Annotated in this window: 14 protein-coding genes; 7 read left to right on the top strand and 7 right to left on the bottom strand. The window is 46.5% G+C overall.

Translation table 11 applies throughout. From position 1 onward, the window contains the following. Nucleotides 1-155: 155 nt before the first annotated feature. Nucleotides 156-2,402, bottom strand: a complete 2,247-nt coding sequence (locus MHI55_RS01360; protein WP_340388405.1) for a glycoside hydrolase family 88 protein — start codon at nt 2,400-2,402, stop codon at nt 156-158. Between the two features lie 591 nt (nt 2,403-2,993). Here MHI55_RS01360 and MHI55_RS01355 point away from each other — a divergent pair. Further along, nucleotides 2,994-3,821 carry a methyl-accepting chemotaxis protein gene (locus MHI55_RS01355; RefSeq protein ID WP_017691152.1) on the top strand — a complete coding sequence of 276 codons (828 nt, stop codon included), beginning with the start codon at nt 2,994-2,996 and terminating at the stop codon, nt 3,819-3,821. 161 nt (nt 3,822-3,982) lie between these two features. On the opposite strand, the gene MHI55_RS01350 is transcribed toward MHI55_RS01355, so the two are convergent. After that, nucleotides 3,983-4,801 carry an endonuclease/exonuclease/phosphatase family protein gene (locus MHI55_RS01350; RefSeq protein WP_211083739.1) on the bottom strand — a complete coding sequence of 273 codons (819 nt, stop codon included), beginning with the start codon at nt 4,799-4,801 and terminating at the stop codon, nt 3,983-3,985. A gap of 280 nt (nt 4,802-5,081) precedes the next feature. Between MHI55_RS01350 and MHI55_RS01345 the strand changes: the two genes are divergently transcribed. Continuing rightward, nucleotides 5,082-6,860, top strand: a complete 1,779-nt coding sequence (locus MHI55_RS01345) for a hypothetical protein (RefSeq protein WP_340388403.1) — start codon at nt 5,082-5,084, stop codon at nt 6,858-6,860. A gap of 5 nt (nt 6,861-6,865) precedes the next feature. Then, on the top strand, nt 6,866-9,886 hold the full coding sequence (locus MHI55_RS01340; protein WP_340390559.1) for a DEAD/DEAH box helicase: 3,021 nt from the start codon (nt 6,866-6,868) through the stop codon (nt 9,884-9,886). A gap of 114 nt (nt 9,887-10,000) precedes the next feature. Here the strand turns inward: MHI55_RS01340 and MHI55_RS01335 are convergent, their stop codons facing one another. Further along, a complete protein-coding gene (locus tag MHI55_RS01335) occupies nt 10,001-10,465 on the bottom strand; it encodes a hypothetical protein (protein ID WP_051447427.1) in 465 nt (154 codons plus the stop codon). A gap of 383 nt (nt 10,466-10,848) precedes the next feature. Here MHI55_RS01335 and MHI55_RS01330 point away from each other — a divergent pair, with 383 nt between their 5' ends. Next, complete coding sequence (locus tag MHI55_RS01330) at nt 10,849-11,532, top strand: type 1 glutamine amidotransferase domain-containing protein (protein WP_340388401.1); 684 nt, start codon at nt 10,849-10,851, stop codon at nt 11,530-11,532. 104 nt (nt 11,533-11,636) lie between these two features. Here MHI55_RS01330 and MHI55_RS01325 read toward each other — a convergent pair whose 3' ends face one another. The 4 genes from MHI55_RS01325 to MHI55_RS01310 form a co-directional block, all read right to left on the bottom strand. Further along, a complete protein-coding gene (locus MHI55_RS01325) occupies nt 11,637-12,596 on the bottom strand; it encodes a 2-keto-3-deoxygluconate permease (RefSeq protein ID WP_340388399.1) in 960 nt (319 codons plus the stop codon). A gap of 6 nt (nt 12,597-12,602) precedes the next feature. Next, nucleotides 12,603-14,060: a family 1 glycosylhydrolase gene (locus tag MHI55_RS01320; RefSeq protein WP_340388397.1), complete on the bottom strand. Its 1,458-nt coding sequence runs from the start codon at nt 14,058-14,060 to the stop codon at nt 12,603-12,605. A 47-nt stretch (nt 14,061-14,107) separates the two neighbouring features. Continuing rightward, the gene (locus MHI55_RS01315; RefSeq protein ID WP_340388395.1) at nt 14,108-16,036 is read right to left on the bottom strand and encodes a beta-glucoside-specific PTS transporter subunit IIABC; all 1,929 of its coding nucleotides are present in this window, start codon (nt 16,034-16,036) and stop codon (nt 14,108-14,110) included. A 138-nt stretch (nt 16,037-16,174) separates the two neighbouring features. Further along, complete coding sequence (locus tag MHI55_RS01310) at nt 16,175-17,020, bottom strand: PRD domain-containing protein (protein ID WP_235200849.1); 846 nt, start codon at nt 17,018-17,020, stop codon at nt 16,175-16,177. A 312-nt stretch (nt 17,021-17,332) separates the two neighbouring features. Here MHI55_RS01310 and udk point away from each other — a divergent pair, with 312 nt between their 5' ends. From udk to MHI55_RS01295, 3 genes are all read left to right on the top strand, one after another. Further along, nucleotides 17,333-17,965 carry a uridine kinase gene (gene udk, locus MHI55_RS01305; RefSeq protein ID WP_017691162.1) on the top strand — a complete coding sequence of 211 codons (633 nt, stop codon included), beginning with the start codon at nt 17,333-17,335 and terminating at the stop codon, nt 17,963-17,965. A gap of 112 nt (nt 17,966-18,077) precedes the next feature. Continuing rightward, nucleotides 18,078-18,407: a chaperone CsaA gene (gene csaA, locus MHI55_RS01300; protein WP_340388393.1), complete on the top strand. Its 330-nt coding sequence runs from the start codon at nt 18,078-18,080 to the stop codon at nt 18,405-18,407. A 332-nt stretch (nt 18,408-18,739) separates the two neighbouring features. Further along, nucleotides 18,740-20,026, top strand: a complete 1,287-nt coding sequence (locus MHI55_RS01295; protein WP_340388391.1) for an S-layer homology domain-containing protein — start codon at nt 18,740-18,742, stop codon at nt 20,024-20,026. Nucleotides 20,027-20,198 lie beyond the last annotated feature (172 nt).

The raw sequence follows: 20,198 nt of genomic DNA, 5'->3' as shown, positions 1-20,198 counted from the left end.
TTACAGGAATCAAAAACCACCAGGAATGATATTCCCGGCGGTGATGATCCCGTCTCAAATATGATTACGGATATACAACCGTATTACGTGGAGCAGAAGACAACTTGTTTTAAAGGAACGATAGTATGAAAATCAGACCTCGGTGGTTTGGTCTGTCAGGAATGTGAGACCGCAGGTGAAGACACCCTGTGTTCAGCCAGATGTTTCTTCATTTTTGCCACTTCAGTTCCTGCCAGCATCATAATGCCTATTCCGTGATTGTCATTGGTAACGGTACGCAAGTCCTGATCATAATATTCTGCCGTAAACGCATATCTCGATCCGCTACACACGCCATGCACATTCCCTTGACGATCAATGGCTTTGCAGATGAGTCCCTTCCAAGCCCGCTCGGCAGCTGTGACGTAAACTTCAGGGTCTTTGAACCAGCCAAAGCGTACACCTCTCGCAAAACCATAGGCAAACATCGCCGTGCAGGAGGCTTCTTCATACGTCTGCGGAACATTCAACACCTGATGCCACAACCCGCTTTCCCCTTGAAGCGCTGCGTACCCCTCACACAGCTCATTGAAGAAATCTATTAAGGCTGGGCGCTCGGGATGCTCTGTTGGCAAAGCTTCCAATACCTCTGTCAAGGAAAACAGTGTCCAGCCATTTCCCCGTCCCCATGGAATCTGCGTTGCCTGTCCGTATTTGAAATCATACACATGGGACATGATCTTGAACTCAGGCATAAACAGATACTTCCGATACAGTGAAAATTGTCTGGCGGCTTCATCCAATGCGGCTGAGTTGCCTGTCACCCGTGCATAACGAACGAGAAACGGCGTGCTCATATAGAGGTCATCTGCCCACATGGTATTCTCGGCATACTCCCCTACACATGTGCGATAAAATGCACCATCCTCCTGCCGTTCCAGGCGGGAAAGCATGAAATCTGCAATCCGTTCAGCAATCGGAAGAAACGTTGGTTCATGACACTCTGAATACGCTTCTAGCATGGCCGAACCAAAAGAACCACAGTTATCCAGCATTTTCAGCATGACCAATTGTTGATTGACTGCCGGGAAACCATACTGCTCCCGATCCCATAAGGAGTATTCATACATCTGGGTACATGCCTGCACATGCTCAGCCGCATAACGTGTAATGTCCGGTCTTTGCAAATAACGCCCCGTCCGTAATAGACCATATACAGTGACACCCAATGGATAATCCCAGCGACCATAATTGGTCACACTGCCCACTGTCCATTTGTTGCTTAACATCGCGTTCTCATAATAAGGTCTGATCCAAGCATCCGGTCGATCTAAGCGCCAATACGTCTGTTCTAAACCCGTTTGATACACTCCGTCCGTTCGAGTCAGATCCGCCAAGTCCGGTTCAACCTCCGACTCAAAAGGTCCGACATATAACCAAGACTCTCCGGAAGCACCGTGCACACGCTGAGGAAGTTCCAGTGAAAGTGGCTTACCCGAAACGGATGCGTTCAAATTAAAATGCCAAGGTCCCGCCGCCGTATCATTGCATTCACTTCGGACAAGCAGGTTACTCCGCCCAAAAGAGGCTGGTACATCCACCTCGAACGGACCCGCTTCCTTCACTTGCACCACAGGCTTGCCGCTAATCCATATACTTAGAGAACCAGAGGATTGACCTGACAACCGCACCGTATTCCTGGTTGAATCGTTATTGTTCAGATGGGTCCAAGCATAAGCATGCTTACCAGGAAGATTTCCGAATATTCGTTCGAGAGCTGGCTTGGTCTCATCCTCATCAGACCAGCCTGTCTCAGGCAGCCAGTTCAAGCTGTAGTCTGATTCTTTTCCAAGCAGGTCCGGTTGTTTACTCGTGGCTGGGTTCGGTTGGGAGAATACCCATCCGGCTTGTCCCTGTCTCTCCTGAAATGGAGCATATACATTCAAAATGCGCACTTTTCCTTCATCTGATCCGAACTGGCAACCGAAGCCGGCAGGCGTGTTTTTCATTTCCAGCCAAATGGTGTTCCAACCAGGCTTGATGTCGATGCTGAGCTTCACCGTTGCATCAGGACTAATCTCATCCATTACGGTAGAGCGATAGACCATCTGCTCATTGAAATAAAAGCGAACAGGCCCATAACAGCGGACCAGTACATCCAGGTTTCGGTCCTCGTCCCCCCAAACCAGTGCAGCTGCGTAGGATACATGGTCTTTAGGTGCATCAGGAAAGCGTTTACCTAAATTCAGATCATAAAGCCCTTTTTCATTTTGCAAAATACCAGACTTCTGGAATACCCGATATACAAAATCAGCCTGCGCATTGGCTCCAATATACCTCTCGGCCAGTACCTTCAACACCTGATCCTGATCTTCTCCAAATCGGTAATACATGCTCTGCGGTTCACTGAAATAGGTCGTCATCGATGGCACACATCCTTCTTCTGTTGAAATAAAGTCTTATATCGTAGCATTCATACCATCCACACTGGAGCACCAAACCGACAAAGTATAGCGCTTAACCCAGGTGGGTAATCCCCTTACCGGGAAATAGGTATGTCCCTTGGTTATCTTCTGAATAGCCGAATAATAATCCCAGTATAACTGACATGTTCGGTGGTGGCTACAGATTTTTGATTACGCTTACAAAAAATCAGAAGATTTGGTTTTTCCTTCGCCAATTACACCTTCATTGGGACATTAATTCAAAAAAACGGAAAATGTTACCGATATAGAAACTATATATGTTGAACTAATCATTTACACAGAAACGTAGAGGACAGAAAAAAACTGAAAAAGCGAAGCGTTCGCCTAAAAGATTTCTGAAAGAAAGCTGCATCGTAAGCATACGCTATCACCGGATTTTTCCCTTGAGAAAAGGGAATCAAAAAAATCTGGGGATAACAGCGATTGGAAGGTTATTCTGTCATCGGAGTGTACGTGTGAATATATCTTTAGTTCAACTTATATAGATTGAAAAATTCCACTTTTTGTATCGGGAAGGAAAGATGCACATTGAATACTCTTGAATCTCTGGTAAATGCTATGCCTTTTGTTAGCCAAATGTTCCGTGACGACATATCCATATCCATTAATGATCATGAGAAAGTATTGTATTTTTCCGAAGCAAAAAGTCTGGAGATTGGCGTGAAGGTTGGGGATGAGCTGCATGATGATTATAAACATTTCAAAATGCTGACTAACAGAGATTCCCGTACCGTGGCACGCATGCCTGGTGATCTGCAGGGCAGACCTTTTGATGCCATTCTAATCCCTATTAAAGAGAACGATCAGGTCGTGGGTATATTGGGTGTGAACTACGCACTGGATAGTCACATGACACTGGAAACGCTGATCCGTGAAAACGAAACAACCATTAATGCGCTCGTCGGCGGCATTCAGCAGATTGCTGCACATTCCGAGGAACTCTCCGCGACATCGGAAGAGATTCTGCGCAACTCCAAAAAAGCTTCAGAGAACTCGGTCAGTGTAAGTAAAGTAACAAACGTCATTCGTGAAGTATCGGAACAAACCAATCTGCTTGGACTAAACGCCATGATAGAGGCAGCTCGTGTGGGCGATCAGGGAGCCGGCTTCGGTGTGGTGGCCAGTGAAGTACGTAAACTGTCGGATCATACGAAACAAGCAGCAGCTGATATCGAATCATCCCTAGGCAGCGTACAAGATTCCATGAAACATATGGAGCAGGAGATCGGTCAGATTACAACCGCAACAGTGGATCAGGCCAAGCTTGTTACCGAGTTCATGGAAAGTATCGAACAGCTTAGTGAGACAAGCGCGAATCTGAAAAAGTTTGTACATCAGATGCTGGCGCTCGAATAACAATAGAGTTCCACAACAGAAAGAACAAACGATGTGAAATGTACATAACAAATGATTTAGAATGTGAAAAGCCTCCGGCCACTTCCCTTTACAGGAAGTCAGCGGAGGCTTTGTTTCGTATTTGCGATGATATCCCTTTACGGTTTATGCTCACACAGCTGTTATATCTCTACAGCGACGCCAAAATGGTCAGACACGACCGGTCCATTTTTACCGTTCAAGACCACGGTAGAAGATTTAGCCTGAATTGGACGATTGGAGAAAATATAGTCAATCCGAAGATCGCGTTTGTTATCTGCCCAGCCGGCAATGGCCTTCACCACGGTTGCTCCTTCATCCTTTTGCAATGCTGTGGTGTACAGGTCATTCCAGCCTTTGCTCATCATATAATCATAGCCTTCACCACGCACTTCCGCGACATTATTGAAGTCACCCATTATATATAACGGCTGGTCCATGTAGGGGGCAAGCTTGCTCTCCGTCAACTCCCACTGTCCCTTGAAAGGTTCCTGCGCATCATCCCACCAGTTATAATGTCCGTTCACAAACCAGGTTGCTTCACCTTGGACGACCGTCTGAATTCCCACAATCTTGCGTGTACGATAGTTGTTATAATCTCGCATGTGGGACACGTATTCCCCAAAAGCCTGCTTAATCGGCGTCCGGCTAAGGATCGCCAATCCTTCATCGTATTTTTGAAACCCAACATGCGCGGGAATCCACGTCCAGTAATATTGCTCTGTCAGCTGCTGAAGCAGGACGTAGGCATAGTTGTCTTTTTTAATCACAGCGTCGGATTCAGTAGCATAATACATCTTCAGTTCTTCTTCAGAAAGCGCGACTTCCTGCATCGATTGGTTGACCTCCTGCATGGAGATCACATCGAATTGATGTGTATTAATAAAATCAGCCAGCTGACTGATCTTGTTCAGTTGATCCTCTTCCGCCCAAGCGTGTGTGTTTAACGTAAGTATTTTCATATGCTCTCTCCTGTTGTGTGTAATATGGCCGTTTCCCCGGCCTGCATCGTTCCTGAAAGGAATACATACCATAAGCATACACAATATGGTGCAATCATGCATTCCGTCCGCCAGCAGAACCGACGTGTTCATCCTGATTCCAGTTGGTCTAAAATAACTTCAAATTCTTCATAACCCATGCACGGATTGGCTCATAACTGATATGATGGATACAACAAATTTACAACATCACGTCATAGACGTGGTGATTACTGAACCTATGTTTACCCCAGGAGATGGAATGATGAACATACCGAATAACATGAGGATGGATGATGCGCAGTGGCAACAGTTGATCAGGCAGGTTGCAGAGCATTTTAATAACCTGACGATCATGCGCGGATTCCAATATTATAAACAGAAACGTGTCGGACCATTAACCTATTCCGAACAACAAGGGATCTCGGCCGTTGTACAAGGATCGGAAGAGTACGAGGTCACACTAAGCATGCAATCCCTGACTACAAGTCATTGTACCTGCCCGGTGAGTTCCGTATGCAAACATATGACGGCTGTATTAATGAGTTATGCCGAGCAACTGGAGCGACCTGTGCATGCGATTGTGAATGCGCACTCCAGTACTGCACTCAAACAAACGACCAAACCCGTCGGGGCCATGTCCGCAGGAATATCCAGCTATGCAGATGCCGATGAACAACAGGATATGGACATTCCGGACAACCAATACAGCCAGATCAAGGAACGTGCAACAGAGCTTGCTGATCTCGAAATCTCGGAATGGCACGAACTATTCCACTCATGTCTGAGACGGCTGGGTACTGGCACAGCAAGCACATCCTACGTACAGGAAGCAACGGACGAGCTGTATGCCATTAAACCAAGGCTGTCCGCTGCAATGGACCAACTTTTTGAACTACATGTGCAGCTGCACCTCATCCGATTCTGCGTGCCGCCGGCCCGTAACTCCATCACGCATACCCCCGTGTACTTGAGCTACCCTGCCCAGCTCGCGGTGGATGCACTTCAGAAAGACATTGAACGGATCTTTAACCATCCGCTAGACCTGTCAGGTCTAAAGGGAAACAAGCTTGAACAACTTTGGAACAGACTGTCTGAAACCTCGGCTTATTTACGCAAACAGATGATGCCTGAGACAGCCAGCATGATGTTTTTCACTCCGATCTATCGACAACTGTGGTTGAACTGGATCGTACCTGAGCTGCAAGGGTCGCGGGACATGTTAGTGTCGGAACAGGCCATCTTAGATGATATAGAACGCAATATAACCGCCGCTTCGTCACCTTCCCAGTCAGGTGGGAGTGTCTTGGGTAGCACTCAAAATAATGGAAGTAGTAGTGATAGACCAGGCAAAGCCGTAACACTGCCTTTACCACTCATACTCGCGCAGAGCTGGATGCACTTCCATCTGGGGCAAGATGATCAGGCATGGCAGCGACTCATCCATGGAAGCTCGGCCTACGGCTTCCCGCCAGAACAACTGTTGCATTTTCTCCATGTACTCGCAGATTCGGCTGAATGGAAGCGACTTGGGGATTGGTTGGTACAACTTGGCCCCCTTCTGGCGAATCGGCGTAATACACCTTTGAATGATTACATGCATCTATGGGATACGGCCATTCAACATCTGCCCGATGCAGAGAACCGTATGTGGGACACGCTTGTCAGTATGCTTCCCCACTCCCGCCCCGCCTACGAGGATGCTATGCATTCGCGTGGACAGTGGCGCAGATGGATTGATTTTCAGCTGAGTACGGGAACGGAACCTCTCGAATTCCGCGTAGCGATGCTGCAACCAATCGAAAAAGATGCACCTGAGCTGCTGCTTCCCTTCTATCATCAGGCAGTGGAGCGTTATATCGGACACAAAAACAGGGACGGATACAAAGCAGCGGTGAAGCTGTTGAAACGTCTGTCCAAAATCTATAAAAAAATGAAGCAAGAAGCGCACTGGGAGCAATTCATCACCACACTCGCCGTTCGTAACAGTCGGCTGCGCGCCCTGCAGGAAGAGCTTCGGAAAGGTAAACTGATCTCATGAGCTTAATTCATCCTTACACTGAAACGATTGAGGTTCACGTCGCTTTAACCGGATATGGCGATGCTTTGTTTTACGGAGCACTCAACACACACCACTTTGTACCGGGACAGTCGCTTAAGCAGCGATTGTTCGCTTGGCATGCGCCTTCCTTCTACGGGACCGAACTGGAAGTTCGGCAGATTGAGGAGATTGAGCTGGTTGTTCTGCCTGCGGAAGAAGTCATTCCCTTTTTTGCCGAGATGCATACGCTGCTTCATATTGAATGGAAGTGGGACGAGCAAGCGGAACATCTGATTCGACTAGCTCCAGCACTGGCATCCTCCATAGAGAAACGAAAATACGTACCTAGCTTCGAGGCATACCGTGCAGGACAGCTTCAGTGGACCTGGGACCCGGATAGCTTGAAAAAGCAGGATCGGGCATCGCTTACCAAAGCGGTTCAGCAAACGGACGAGAGTTATGCCGAAGGACTTGGGGCGGCCTATTCCGCCTTTGTATTCCAGCGCTGGTACAGTTCGGAAGAAGCTGCAACGGATCTGCGGCGTGAATTCCCGCAGTTGTTCCCAGAGCGCGGCACTCTACCCAAGACAGCCGGGATGGATGCTCAGTCCTGGCTCGTATCCATTGGCTGGAAAGCAGATGCCGCACCATTCAGACCCATGCTGCAATTGCAGGAGCCGGACGAGGATGAGCCATCTTGGCGGCTGCGATTGGTGTTGCAGAACAAGCTGGATGCCGCTGTATTGGTGCCCGTCATGCTGGATTCACGGGGCAGACTTGAAGGCGAATGGCCAGAGGTATGGACACCGTTCATTCTGGATCGCTCCGCCGGATGGCTGGATCAGTTGCGTGCACATCTGCCGCGTCTTGGAAGCTCCATTAGTGGTAGGCGGGATGTGCTGAGTGATCCTTTGGGAGATCAGGAAGCCTGGCAGTTCCTGACGCAGGATAGCGGGCGGTTACTCGCAGCGGGCTGGCAAGTTCTGCTGCCTGGTTGGTGGGAAGCAGCCCGTAAGAAGAAACCAAAGCTGCGTGCTAAGGTACAGCCGGAGGAAGGCAGTGAACGGGGACAGTCGTTCTTTGGACTGGACTCGATTATTCATTTTGACTGGCGAATTGCGATTGGTGACACCGATCTCAGCGAAGATGAATTCGCCGACCTTGTTGCCCGTAATGAACGACTGGTTCGCTTCCGTGGAGAATGGGTTCCTCTCGACCCCGACCTGCTGGAACAGATACGTCGTGCCATGGGCGGTGTAGATCGGGAACAGGGACTCTCATTCCAGGATATTCTGCACCTGCATCTGCTGCACAATGAGCAACGGGAATATCGCAACCAGAAATGGAAGGAAGGACAACAAACCGAGGAAGAGCAGCCACCACAGGATGATCAGAACATTCGGCTGGAAGTAGAACTGAATGAGCACCTGAACCGGGTTATTGCACAACTCGGGGGCGGACAAGGCGGCGCACCTTCCCTGCCCATTCCGACAGGGCTTCATGCCGAGTTGCGATCGTATCAGAAGGAAGGTTTTGCATGGCTTGGTTTCCTGCGCAGATTTGGACTTGGGGCATGTCTTGCCGATGATATGGGTCTCGGGAAAACCATTCAGTTCATCACGTATCTGTTACACATCAAGGATCATGAACCACGTAAGCCGGGACAAGCCCCGGTTCTTCTGATCTGCCCAACCTCCGTACTGGGCAACTGGCAAAAGGAAATTAGCCGCTTCGCACCCTCCATTAATGTCAGTCTGCATTATGGCGCACGCCGATTAAGTGGAGAAGAATTCCGGGAGCAGACCGAGCAGGTGGATATTATTATCACGTCCTTTGCTACGGCTACACTGGATCAAGAGATGTTACAAACCTACACCTGGGCATGCATCTGTCTCGATGAAGCGCAGAATATCAAAAACGCCCAGACCAAACAGTCCTTGGCGGTCCGCAGTTTCCCGGCGAAACACCGCATTGCCATGACAGGTACGCCGATCGAGAATAGGTTGTCCGAGCTGTGGTCGATCTATGACTTTATCAATCCAGGATATCTGGGCAACGCCCGGGCATTCCAGACTCGCTTCATCAGTGCCATTGAAAAAGATAAAGATGAGCAGCGCATGCAGGATCTGCAACAATTGGTGAAACCATTCATGTTGCGCCGCAAGAAAAAAGATCCCAATATCCAGCTTGATCTGCCGGACAAAAACGAGATGAAGACTTACATTCATCTTACGGGCGAACAAAGTGCATTGTATGACCAGTCCGTACAGGCCCTGATGGATAAAATGAAAGAGCTGGAAGGCATCAAGCGCAAAGGTGCCATTCTATCGGCGTTAACCCAGCTCAAGCAACTGTGTGACCACCCTCTGCTGTTGACCAAAGAGGCTTTGCCTGAGGAACTGCCTGAAGACGGCGCATTAACATCTGCTTATGACGTGTACAGTCCGCAAGATATGGCGATGCTGATTAGTCGCTCCGCAAAACTGGAACGACTGATGGAACTTGTCCGGGAATTGCGGGACGAAGGCGAGCGATGCCTTATTTTCACCCAATACATCGGTATGGGACAGATGCTGCAACAGGTACTGCGTCAGGAGTTGCAGGAGCCTGTGCTGTATCTGCACGGGGGTACCTCCAAAACGGCACGGGATCGTATGATTGAGGAATTCCAATCCCGTACATTGCCTGAGGATAAGCAACCGTCCGTCTTCATTCTGTCCATCAAGGCAGGCGGCGTGGGATTGAATCTGACGGCTGCCAATCATGTCTTTCATTTTGACCGCTGGTGGAACCCTGCTGTTGAGAATCAAGCCACCGACAGAGCTTATCGGATGGGTCAGACTAAAGATGTTCAGGTGCATAAGTTCATCTCTCTTGGCACATTAGAGGAGCGGATCGACGAGATGTTGGAGAGCAAACAGCAGCTCAGCGATAACATCATCACAAGCTCTGAGAACTGGATTACCGAATTGTCGACGGACGAGTTGCAGGATCTGTTCACTCGGCGTCGTGACTGGTCGGGCTAACTTGGATTAGATGATATATATCATAAAAAAGAGAAACACAAAAAGAGCGAAGTTTCGGAATTTGAATTCCGACTTCGCTCTTTTTGTATTGTTGCAGCAGTTAATCATCCGTTCTTAACGCATGTTACCGATGATGGATGATCTTGAATCCTGCATTTTTTTGACAAAGTTTGTCATGACATCAAACGCTTCATTGCGCTTGTTGGACATGGACTGCAGACGAAGCATGTCCATCTGTTGCGAGTTGCTTGCAGCATCAATTTGACCTTTCAGCTTTTGAACAGCTGCTTCATCCCCGTTTTGCTGGGCTACCTGCAATTGAGAGTTCAACTCCGCGATCTGTTGATTACGGTTCTGTACTTCCTGGATTTGTGTTTGCAATTGCGCATCCAGCAATTTGGCGCGTTCGCTCTGAACCATCATCAAAGCCGTTTCGATATCCATACTGCTAATGTTGATAGGTGTTACGCCAGAGATGTTGGAGACTGAAACTGTGCTCGCTGAAGCTGAAGAGACGATGGATACTGCAGCAACAGCAGCAACCACTGTTGAAGCGAAAAATTTGCCTGAACGTTTCATGAATGTTCCTCCAAGTATATATGTAATTTGTACCAGTTTTTTGTTGGCATCTTCCGCCATTCTAAATCAAAAGAACTAGTTGTACAATCAAATTAACTTCAAATTTGAATTAATTTCGTTTCCCCTTACACACGCCTACCTCCGCTTACAATTTGAGTAAATTAAGCAGGGCATAATAAGTAAAAGTGCATTCTTACAGGCATATTTACTACGACTAGATTGTTTTTTACTCCTACGCTTGAAAGTCACATTGGAGATCGACGATACGCTCATGATTTTACTTTAGAAAATGGTTATGTTATATTTAATAATATATTTTACACAATTTAATTTTGTGATATTTATTATAAATTTATGTTATATATTTTACGGGAGGTTTTAATATGAAAAAGATACTGGTTGTTCTAACAAATGTAGATAAGTACGCAACAAAGGACGAGCCTACTGGCTTGTGGCTGAGCGAAGCAACTCATTTTATTGAAGAGTTTGACCATAATGACAATGTTCAGATCGATCTGGTTAGCCCTAAAGGCGGGAACGTACCTCTTGATCCGAAAAGTCTGGGCGACTCTCTGGATGAGAGCACCAAAGCCTATTTCGAGAACGAAGCGTTCATGAACCAATTGAAAAATACGTTGAAACCTAGCGAAGTAAACGCGAGTGACTACGATGCAATCTACTTCACAGGAGGTCACGGTACAATGTGGGATTTCCCGGACAATGCCGAACTTCAAGAGCTTTCTCGTGATATCTATGAAAAAGGTGGCGTTGTATCCGGCGTGTGCCACGGGGTTACAGCACTGTTGAATGTGAAGCTGTCCAACGGCCTGCTTTTGATCAACGACAAAACCGTTTCCGGCTTCACGAATGAAGAAGAAACATTGGCTCAACAAACCGAGTATGTTCCTTTCCTGTTGGAAGATGCATTGAGAGAACGCGCTGCACAATATGATAAAGTTGCTGCCTTCAGTTCCTATGTCACAACAGATGGCCGCGTGGTCACAGGACAGAATCCGCAATCCAGCAAAGCTGTAGCTGAAAGTGTTAAACAACTGCTGGGTCTGTAAAATAAACCGATCGATCCCTCTCCTCCCCCAGGAGATCATATAGATGTACAAAGCAAAACAGCACGTGATCCGTCATAATCTGACAGAACACGCGCTGTTTTTTTCTAGTGATTTGTCGAAGCAGAGGCTTGCGTTGCTGTTCCTCCAGCCAAACGCTTCACGATATAAGGCACGGTCACCGACGTCAGGACCACAGCAAACGCAATCTGAGCGATAGCTGTGTCAACATAAGGCGCATACGCCGGATTGAATTCTGCCGCCATCGATGGCACGACCATGGACAATCCAGCAACCGAACATGTCGCAGCCGCTGCGTAACCGGGCTGTCTTAATATCGTGCGATCGATTCCAATGAGCGGCAACATGCAGATCAGCAAAAATAACACTGTGACCAGCAAGCCGGACAGACTGGACTGAAATGCAATACGCAGATCAATATTGGACCCAAAGCTTGTACCTAGAAAAGGTAGCAGAATCAGTGTTCCCGGAGCGAACATCTTCTGTATGTTGCTATCCAGGTTACCAAGCAGTATCCCGATCAAGAAAGGTACTAGTGTAGCAAGTACACTGAGATAATCGATACCGACACCGCTTGCCGAATTCAATATCATGACCGGAATAACCGGTACGGCGATCAGATTCAGAATACCAAACGCAGCACGATCCACATCATCTCCGTACGTGTTCATCAAGGCCAGATATAATCCCGGATTACAACTGGTCAGAACGGCAATGAAGGCTACCGCAGAAACTCCCCCGACCCCACTAATGCCAAAAAAGTGCACAAACGCCCAGCCGAACAGACAGCTGATGAGGATACGTGAAATACAGAGCACCCCTGCTCTCTTCAAGGTCACCAGAAGCTGTGACAAGTTAAGCTGTGTTCCTGATATCAGTAAAATCATACCGATCAGCACCATGGTACCTTTCGATGTGAACAGTGCTGTCGTTGGATCTCCGATCTGAAAAAACGATGGAAACACCGTGTTGATGACCGCAGCGGCCAGCATAGGAACAATCAGCAAGCCGCCGGGTATTTTTTTGACACGACCCAGGATGTTCATGGTGCGTTACAGTTCTGCTCCGTTGGTACGGATCACATTCTGATACCAGAAGAAGGAATCCTTACGATATCTTTTCAGCGTACCATTGCCATAGTCGTCCTGATCGACGTAGATAAATCCGTATCGTTTGCTCATCTCGGAAGTCCCTGAACTGATCATGTCGATTGGCCCCCACATCGTGTATCCCAACACCTCGACCCCATCAGCAATGGCGAGTCCCATCTGTTCGATATGTTTGCTCAGGAAATCAATCCGGTACGGATCGTTGATCGTTCCGTCCTCATTCAGTTTGTCGTAGAAGCCTGAGCTGTTCTCCAGAATAAAGACAGGTTTTTGATACCGATCATAGACGAGATTCAGCGTATACCGCAGGCCAATGGGATCAATCTGCCAACCCCACTCGTTAGCCGGCAGATGCGGGTTTTTATATACGCTGTGTACATTACCTGCCGTTAGTTCGAGTTGTTCGGTATCACTACTGGAAATCATCGAGTTGTAATACGACATCCCCACAAAATCAGCCGTGTGTGCGCGAATGCTATCCAGATCGCCATCCTCTATGTTCAACTGGATTTCCTTGTTTTTGAAATACGTTTTACTATAGTAAGGGTACTCGCCTTTATTGAGCACATCGAGATAGAATTGATTCTTCATCTGATCATCCTGTTGCATCTGAAGTGCGTCCTCCGGCTTGCAAGTGTAAGGATACGTTGTAAAATATGCCACCATACTTCCGATCTGATTGTTTGGATCAATCTCATGGGCCATTTTGGTTGCTCTGGACGCAGCTACAAATTGATGATGAAGCCCCTGGAACAACATTTCCTCATAATTCGGAGCATCATAATCAATGATTCCCAGCGTTTTGGCCGATGCTTTCACGCTCATGTTAATCTCATTGAATGTCACCCAATATTTCACTTTGCCCTTGTAGCGATTAAACAACACATCACAATAGTTCACATACAGATCAATTAGCTTGCGGTTATACCATCCTCCGAACTTGTCCATCAGTACAATTGGCGTATCAAAGTGACTGATGGTGATCAGGGGCTCCATACCCTGTTTAAGACATTCATCAATCACCTGATCATAGAACTCTAGTGCCTTTTCGCTCGGAGCGGCATCGTCGCCACCTGGAAATACTCTGGCCCATGAAATGGAATAACGAAATACTTTGAAGCCCATCTCAGCAAACAAGGCGATATCCTCACGGAAGTTATGATAAAAATCAATCCCCCGGCGCTTCGGATATTTCACAGTATCCGGGTCATTTCTGGCCTCTTCAATCATCTCCCAATTCACTCTGATCTGCTTGGTCACTTTGCGGTCGTTCTTCTCGTTAAATTTCATCACTTCAGGAATGGTCAGGCTCTTGCCATCCACATTATAAGCTCCCTCGGCCTGACAGGCAGACAGTGCACCGCCCCACAAAAAATCTTTTGGAAAATTGGAATTTGTCATTTTAGTTTCCTCCTGTTATTACGTGTTATTAAGTCTTATTTCAGTTTTTATGGGATCAGCTTCATTAGCGCTTCGCTCTCCCGGATCGGGCCGCTGGTCGCTGTAGTCAGTACGTCTCCATACTGTTGCATGTTGGTTACCACAATCGATGTAATGGTGTTATAACCTGCTGACGTAATGCCCTCCGGATCAAAATCAACCAATAAATCCCCTGCCTTGATTGTCTGTCCTTGCTCTATATGGGCGTTAAAATATTTGCCTTTCAAACTGACGGTATCCACACCGATATGAATCAGGATCTCGACACCATTCGCGGCCTTCAATCCGATGGCGTGTTTGGTGCGATAAAGTGCTTCGACTACCCCGTCAAATGGAGCGTATACCTTGCCATCTGCCGGAACGATTGCAATGCCTTTACCCATCAATTCTTGGGCAAACGCTTGATCCTCCACTTCAGAGATCGGTTTGATCTCCCCTGTCATTGGACTAACGATAAGCATGTCAGAAGAAGTGGATGTCTGTGATGATACAGACGCTGGAGTTACCTCTGTGGCAACTGCTACCTGATTGCTATTTGCTTTATTCGTAGCTTGCTGCTTCGATTTATTTCCATCTGTATCTTCCTTGATGCCCGCCAACAGCGTGAACACAAACCCGAGTACAACTGCGGCAACACAACCAATAACGACATACATGTAACGATCCGATGAATACGTGCCAATTGCCAATACACCTGGAAGTGAAATTGCATTCGCTGTTGTATGCACCAAGCTGTAGAATCCACCAACTAATCCTCCTGCCAGACAACCTGCGAAAAACGGACGTTTGTATTTCAGCGTTACACCATAGATCGCCGGCTCGGTAATCCCGAACAACGCGGTGAATCCACTCGAAGCAGCTGCTGATTTCATCGTTTTACTCTTCGTCAGTACAAACACACCGAAGGCTGCTCCAGCCTGAGCCAAATTTGCTGCCAGTGCCGTTGGTAACAGCACGGTTGCACCTAATGTAGCCACTTGTTGAACCTGAATCGGCATGATCGCATAGTGCATACCAAACATGACCATGATCGGTTTGAAAAATCCAAGAATCGCACCAGCAAGAACACCTGCAGTGGAGAACAATGAGTTAATGCCATTGGTCAACCAATCACCGATATATGAACCTACTGGACCAAGCACAATCAGTTCCACTGGAATCATAATGAACAAAACAATCATTGGGGTAAGCAGGACCTGCAAAAACTTGGGAATCACTCGATTGACGATTGGATACACATAACTCATAATCCATACCGCCAAAATGATTGGAATGACGGAAGAGGAATATTTCATCAACAGAATCGGCATGCCGAGAAAATCAATACTGTTTACACCCGTCTCAGCAATCTGAGCCGCAGCGTTCAAAATAGTTGGATGCATTAGTCCCGCAGCAAGAGCTACTGCTAAGTAGGGATTAGTTTTGAAACGGTTTGCTGCACTGACAGCCAGGAAGAACGGCATGAAGTAGAAAATGCAGTCCCCGATCATGTTAATGATTGTTAGGAAACCGGAGCCTTCCAGGTAACCCATGGCAGTTATAACGGTAGCCAAACATTTGATCATCCCGCAACCAACAAGTGCTGGCAGAACAGGCGTGAATATACCTGCGATGGTTTCAAGCACTACATTGACGGGGTTACGTCTCTTTTTCGGCCCACTGTCTGTAGACTCCGTAAGCTCGCCAATCTTGTCAGAAGTTAGATTCTTCACTTCACTGTATACCGCGTCTACTTTGGCACCGATAACAACCTGGACCTGTCCACCGGAATTTTGTGCCTTGAGCACGCCTTCGAGCTGATCCAGCGCCTTGAGGTCTGCTTTGTTATCATCCTTTAATACGAATCTCAAACGGGTTGCACAGTGTGTCAGACCCGATATATTTTGCTCGCCGCCAACGAGATCAAGTACGTTTTTAGCCAAGTCTTTGTTGTTCATGACCCTTCTCCTCCACATGAATAAATTGGATATATAAAAAATGACCAAGCCGGGGAATCGTCATTCCCTACGCTTGGTCATGCCTGATCGAATCAGTAACAGTCCAATATGGATTATTCGGTTAGTTTTTCATTAGGTTCATTCCGTTGGTTCATTCGAAATCAATCGTTGGATATGCAGAATCAGATATAATTTTTCATCATCCGAACAGGTCCAGCCGTAATTATTTTTCAGGAAGTCTGCAATCTTCTCCACACAAGCCAGTTCTTTCGGAAACTTCTCCTTCACCATCAGGAACAGAGATTCATTCTCGTCTTTGAGCGATTTACCGCTCATCTGCCTCAGAATGAAATACCGGATATGTGTGGCAAAGCGCATGAAGTGGATGGAATCCTCCTGAAAGTCAATTTTGAGCGCATATTTGATCACGGACAGAATCTCGCCCGTAACTGTGGTCACCTTGGTGGTATCCGTCATCTCTCCCGATCCAACCTGTGCATTAACAAAATGCAGAGCAATCAGTGTTGTTTCGGCTGTTGGCAGAGCGATATCCGTTTTTTCCTGAATCAGCTTCAGCGCAGCCTCCCCCACCCGGGTCTCGTCCGGATAGAGTGTCCGCACTTCCCATTCCAGCGGGTTTTTGATACGGATACCTTCTCTGGTTCGGGTTAATGCAAAACTGATATGGTCGGACAGGGTGAGAAGCAGATTCGGGTTAAATGTTTTATTCAGGATCTGACTGCCCAGCTTGATGACTTCCTCCGCGAGATAAATATCCTCAATCGGAATACTGTTCAGCAGGTCATACATACGGATGTTCTTTGGTGCTACAAATATTTTCTCCACCAAGTCCGTCTCCGTCAGCTCATAGGGCGTTTTCAGAAATCCTACACCCTTGCCTACGACAAAAACCTCTTCGTTATGTTCATTAATAGCGATGGCTACGTTATTATTTACCTTCTTGATAACCTTCAATGTTCTCACCCCCCAACAAAAATAAAAAAAGACCGAAAGCGATTACAGTAAAGCAATCGAATTCGGTCATGCCTGGTTTCCCCAGTAACAGTCCGTGTTATGAATATAAGTTTATTATAGTGCTGTTTTCGAAAAAGTCAATCATCCAATCTTAGGGAAACATGGCTCTGCAAAGCAGATGAAAAAAACAAAGCGCTGTGGTACAATGAAGGAATTGTGTATTCACAGACAGACATGTGGGTAAAGGTGCTGAATCGATTGTGGATCAGTGCCCTTTATTCATGATTATGCTGCCATTCTAGGGAGGCTTATGGAACAACCATGCTCATCATTGGTATCGCCGGAGGAACCGGCTCCGGTAAAACGACGGTAGCTCGCTCCGTTATAGACCGTCTGGGATCAGGTAAGGTTACGTTTATATCCCAAGACAATTATTACAAAGACCAGTCGCAGCTCACACCTGAGCAACGCCGACTCACCAATTACGATCACCCGTTTGCATTCGATAATGATCTGTTGATTGAGCATCTCACCCTGTTGAAAAAAGGCCAAGCGGCGTATGCCCCCGTATATGACTTCACCATAGATAACCGTGCTGCCAATGAGACGGTTGAACTGGCACCGAACCATATTGTCATTGTAGAAGGACTGCATGTGCTGATTGATGAACATCTTCGCAGTCTGATGGACATCAAAGTATTCGTTGATACTGATTCCGATGTGCGAATTTTGCGGAGAGTACTGCGGGACATTGAAGAACGCGGACGCACGATCCAATCCGTGTACAAACAATATCTCGAAACGGTAAAACCAATGCACGATGCTTTTATCGAGCCATCCAAAAAGTATGCTGATATCATTATTCCAGAAGGCGGACATAATGAAGTAGGTATTCAGATGTTATCCATCCTCACTGAGAAATACCTCACCGGAGAGAATTGGAATGGGGCTTAATTAGCTGCAAAGCACCACAACAGAAATCCAGGTTACGATACAGCGTAATCTGGATTTTTTGTTGATTTTTCATTTATAATAGTCCCCAATAGTTGAAAGGAGATCTACCCCTATGGCTACTTTTGAAGAGTTCATGCATCATGACATCCGGGTTGGTACCGTGGTGGAAGCCGCTCCCTTCCCCAAGGCTCGCATACCCGCTATTAAAATGACGATCGACTTCGGACCACTTGGCCTGAAACGTTCCAGTGCTCAGATTACCCAGCGCTACACGCCTGACATGATGATCGGCAAACAGGTCATTGCTGTAGTTAATTTCCCACCCCGGCGTATTGCCGGTTTTGTCTCTGAAGTACTTGTGCTAGGCGGCGTGCCTGGTGAAGGCGATGTTGTCTTGCTCATACCGGATAGTCCATTACCTAATGGAACACCGATAGCCTGACTTTATTTTGAGTAAGAAGAATAGGGCTTTTCAAATGTTTGGAAATCGAGTATTCTTGATTTATTGATTGTTGATGGAATTACATATGTTGGAGACCTTAAAGCATAAGGCTATGAATCTGCGGATTCGTGGCCTTTTTTTGTGTTTTTTGTGGAAATATAGGTCTTGAGAATTAGTCGCAGTTGTGTGGAGAGGAGGAAATATATTGATAAATCATACCAACAGCCTAGTTATACATGGTAGAATATTGATTATTATTACAAATTTAGTATCTAGTAGCCTGAAAAGTACATATCAAGGAGAGAAATTCACAATTGAGAGGAGTAAGATTCATGAAAAAAATGATGATTTCTGGAGTAACGGCATTAGCTTTATTAACAGGGGGTATCGTAGGTTTTGGAGGCGTTGGGAGTTCTGTAGAAGCCGCACAAGCTACAACTACATTCAAGGACGTTCCAGCTACACACTGGGCATCCGCAGCGATTAATTCAGCCGTGGAACAAGGTTATTTCAAGGGGTATGCCGACGGGACTTTTAAACCCAGCTCACCGGTCACCAAAGCTGAAATGGCAAGTATCCTGGGACGTCTATCCTACCAGCCTAATGCATCGACACAAGAACAAAACAATTTCACGGACATACCCGAGTGGGCAAAGAGTGGTGTCTCTACTGCTATTGCAAAAGGTTTTATCAGCCCTTCTAATTACAAGGGTAAATTGGATGCACAGGGCGCTCTTCAACGAGGTGAAATGGCTACATGGCTGACGCAAGGACTAACCGTGGTTGACCCTGAGTACAAACAAGCACTCTCTGATGTGACCAACACCGTTGTGCCTGCAAAGGAATATTTCACAGGTAAACTCGCCAGCGCTCAAAAAAATGCAGTAGCCGTTGCCCTGGGAACAGGACTTATGAGTATGGCAAACGATAAAACATTTGGCGTTGATCGTACCACCACTCGGGCGGAAGTTGCTGTATTGATCGCCCGTTATGCAGCAGTTTCCAAGACAAAACCTGCCGATTTTCAGGGTTTAAATGAGCTGCGGGCGGTGGGTTTGACGGGTACGAATTTGAGTATTATTGCAAAGTCTTTCAAACAAACACCTGAAAGAAAAATTATTCTATCAGGCAATCAGAAATACGATGATGTTGTGAACGATGACTTTTCAAAAGTTAGAAACAAAGAGATTGTTACCGATACAAATTATGCAGATCTTAAAATTTTGAATTGGATTATTGTAGATACTAATGTCGCTAGCAATAACCGTAGCATTTATTATCCCGTTTTTGTAGATGAAGGAGTAAAGCTCCAAAACGATAGATATTTTTCTTTCGTTGAGTTTGATTTAAATATTAAATCGGCCTCCATGAACCAACCACAAGCCGGAAGTCTCCTTAATTCAGCTACCTTTAATCCTTTAGCTTCCCCTCAGTCAAAATCATTTTTGTCATATGAAGCTCCAAAAACAGGAGATTATACCTTGAACAGAGGAGTATTTGGGGTTAAAAACCCTATATATTGGGCACAAGGAATGTTACATTTTAATCAATCTGTGACGAGGGCTGTGACCTTAGAAACCAAAGAGGGGGCAATCTTTAGTGTCATCGATACAAAATAAAATAAAAGATTTGAGGTTGAAGCCAGCTATCAGTAAATTACTGATAGCCTTTCTAACCATCTGCGCTGTATTAACACCTTATTCATTTGTGCACGCCGGTGGCGGACCTGGTACTAAACCTGCAATAAAACCGCAATATATGGTACCTGAAACACCAGCTAAATCTCAACTA

Source organism: Paenibacillus sp. FSL E2-0151 (assembly GCF_037993015.1).
Classification (GTDB): Bacteria; Bacillota; Bacilli; order Paenibacillales; family Paenibacillaceae; genus Paenibacillus; species Paenibacillus amylolyticus.
This window is presented reverse-complemented; position numbering and strand designations above follow the sequence as displayed.

Excerpts from the sequence above, each read along its gene's own strand:
- MHI55_RS01360 (WP_340388405.1), bottom strand. The coding sequence starts at position 2,402 with ATGACGACCTATTTCAGTGAACCGCAGAGCATGTATTACCGATTTGGA.
- MHI55_RS01350 (WP_211083739.1), bottom strand. The coding sequence starts at position 4,801 with ATGAAAATACTTACGTTAAACACACACGCTTGGGCGGAAGAGGATCAA.
- MHI55_RS01345 (WP_340388403.1), top strand. The coding sequence starts at position 5,082 with ATGATGAACATACCGAATAACATGAGGATGGATGATGCGCAGTGGCAA.
- MHI55_RS01335 (WP_051447427.1), bottom strand. The coding sequence starts at position 10,465 with ATGAAACGTTCAGGCAAATTTTTCGCTTCAACAGTGGTTGCTGCTGTT.
- MHI55_RS01330 (WP_340388401.1), top strand. The coding sequence starts at position 10,849 with ATGAAAAAGATACTGGTTGTTCTAACAAATGTAGATAAGTACGCAACA.
- MHI55_RS01325 (WP_340388399.1), bottom strand. The coding sequence starts at position 12,596 with ATGAACATCCTGGGTCGTGTCAAAAAAATACCCGGCGGCTTGCTGATT.
- MHI55_RS01320 (WP_340388397.1), bottom strand. The coding sequence starts at position 14,060 with ATGACAAATTCCAATTTTCCAAAAGATTTTTTGTGGGGCGGTGCACTG.
- MHI55_RS01315 (WP_340388395.1), bottom strand. The coding sequence starts at position 16,036 with ATGAACAACAAAGACTTGGCTAAAAACGTACTTGATCTCGTTGGCGGC.
- udk (WP_017691162.1), top strand. The coding sequence starts at position 17,333 with ATGCTCATCATTGGTATCGCCGGAGGAACCGGCTCCGGTAAAACGACG.
- csaA (WP_340388393.1), top strand. The coding sequence starts at position 18,078 with ATGGCTACTTTTGAAGAGTTCATGCATCATGACATCCGGGTTGGTACC.
- MHI55_RS01295 (WP_340388391.1), top strand. The coding sequence starts at position 18,740 with ATGAAAAAAATGATGATTTCTGGAGTAACGGCATTAGCTTTATTAACA.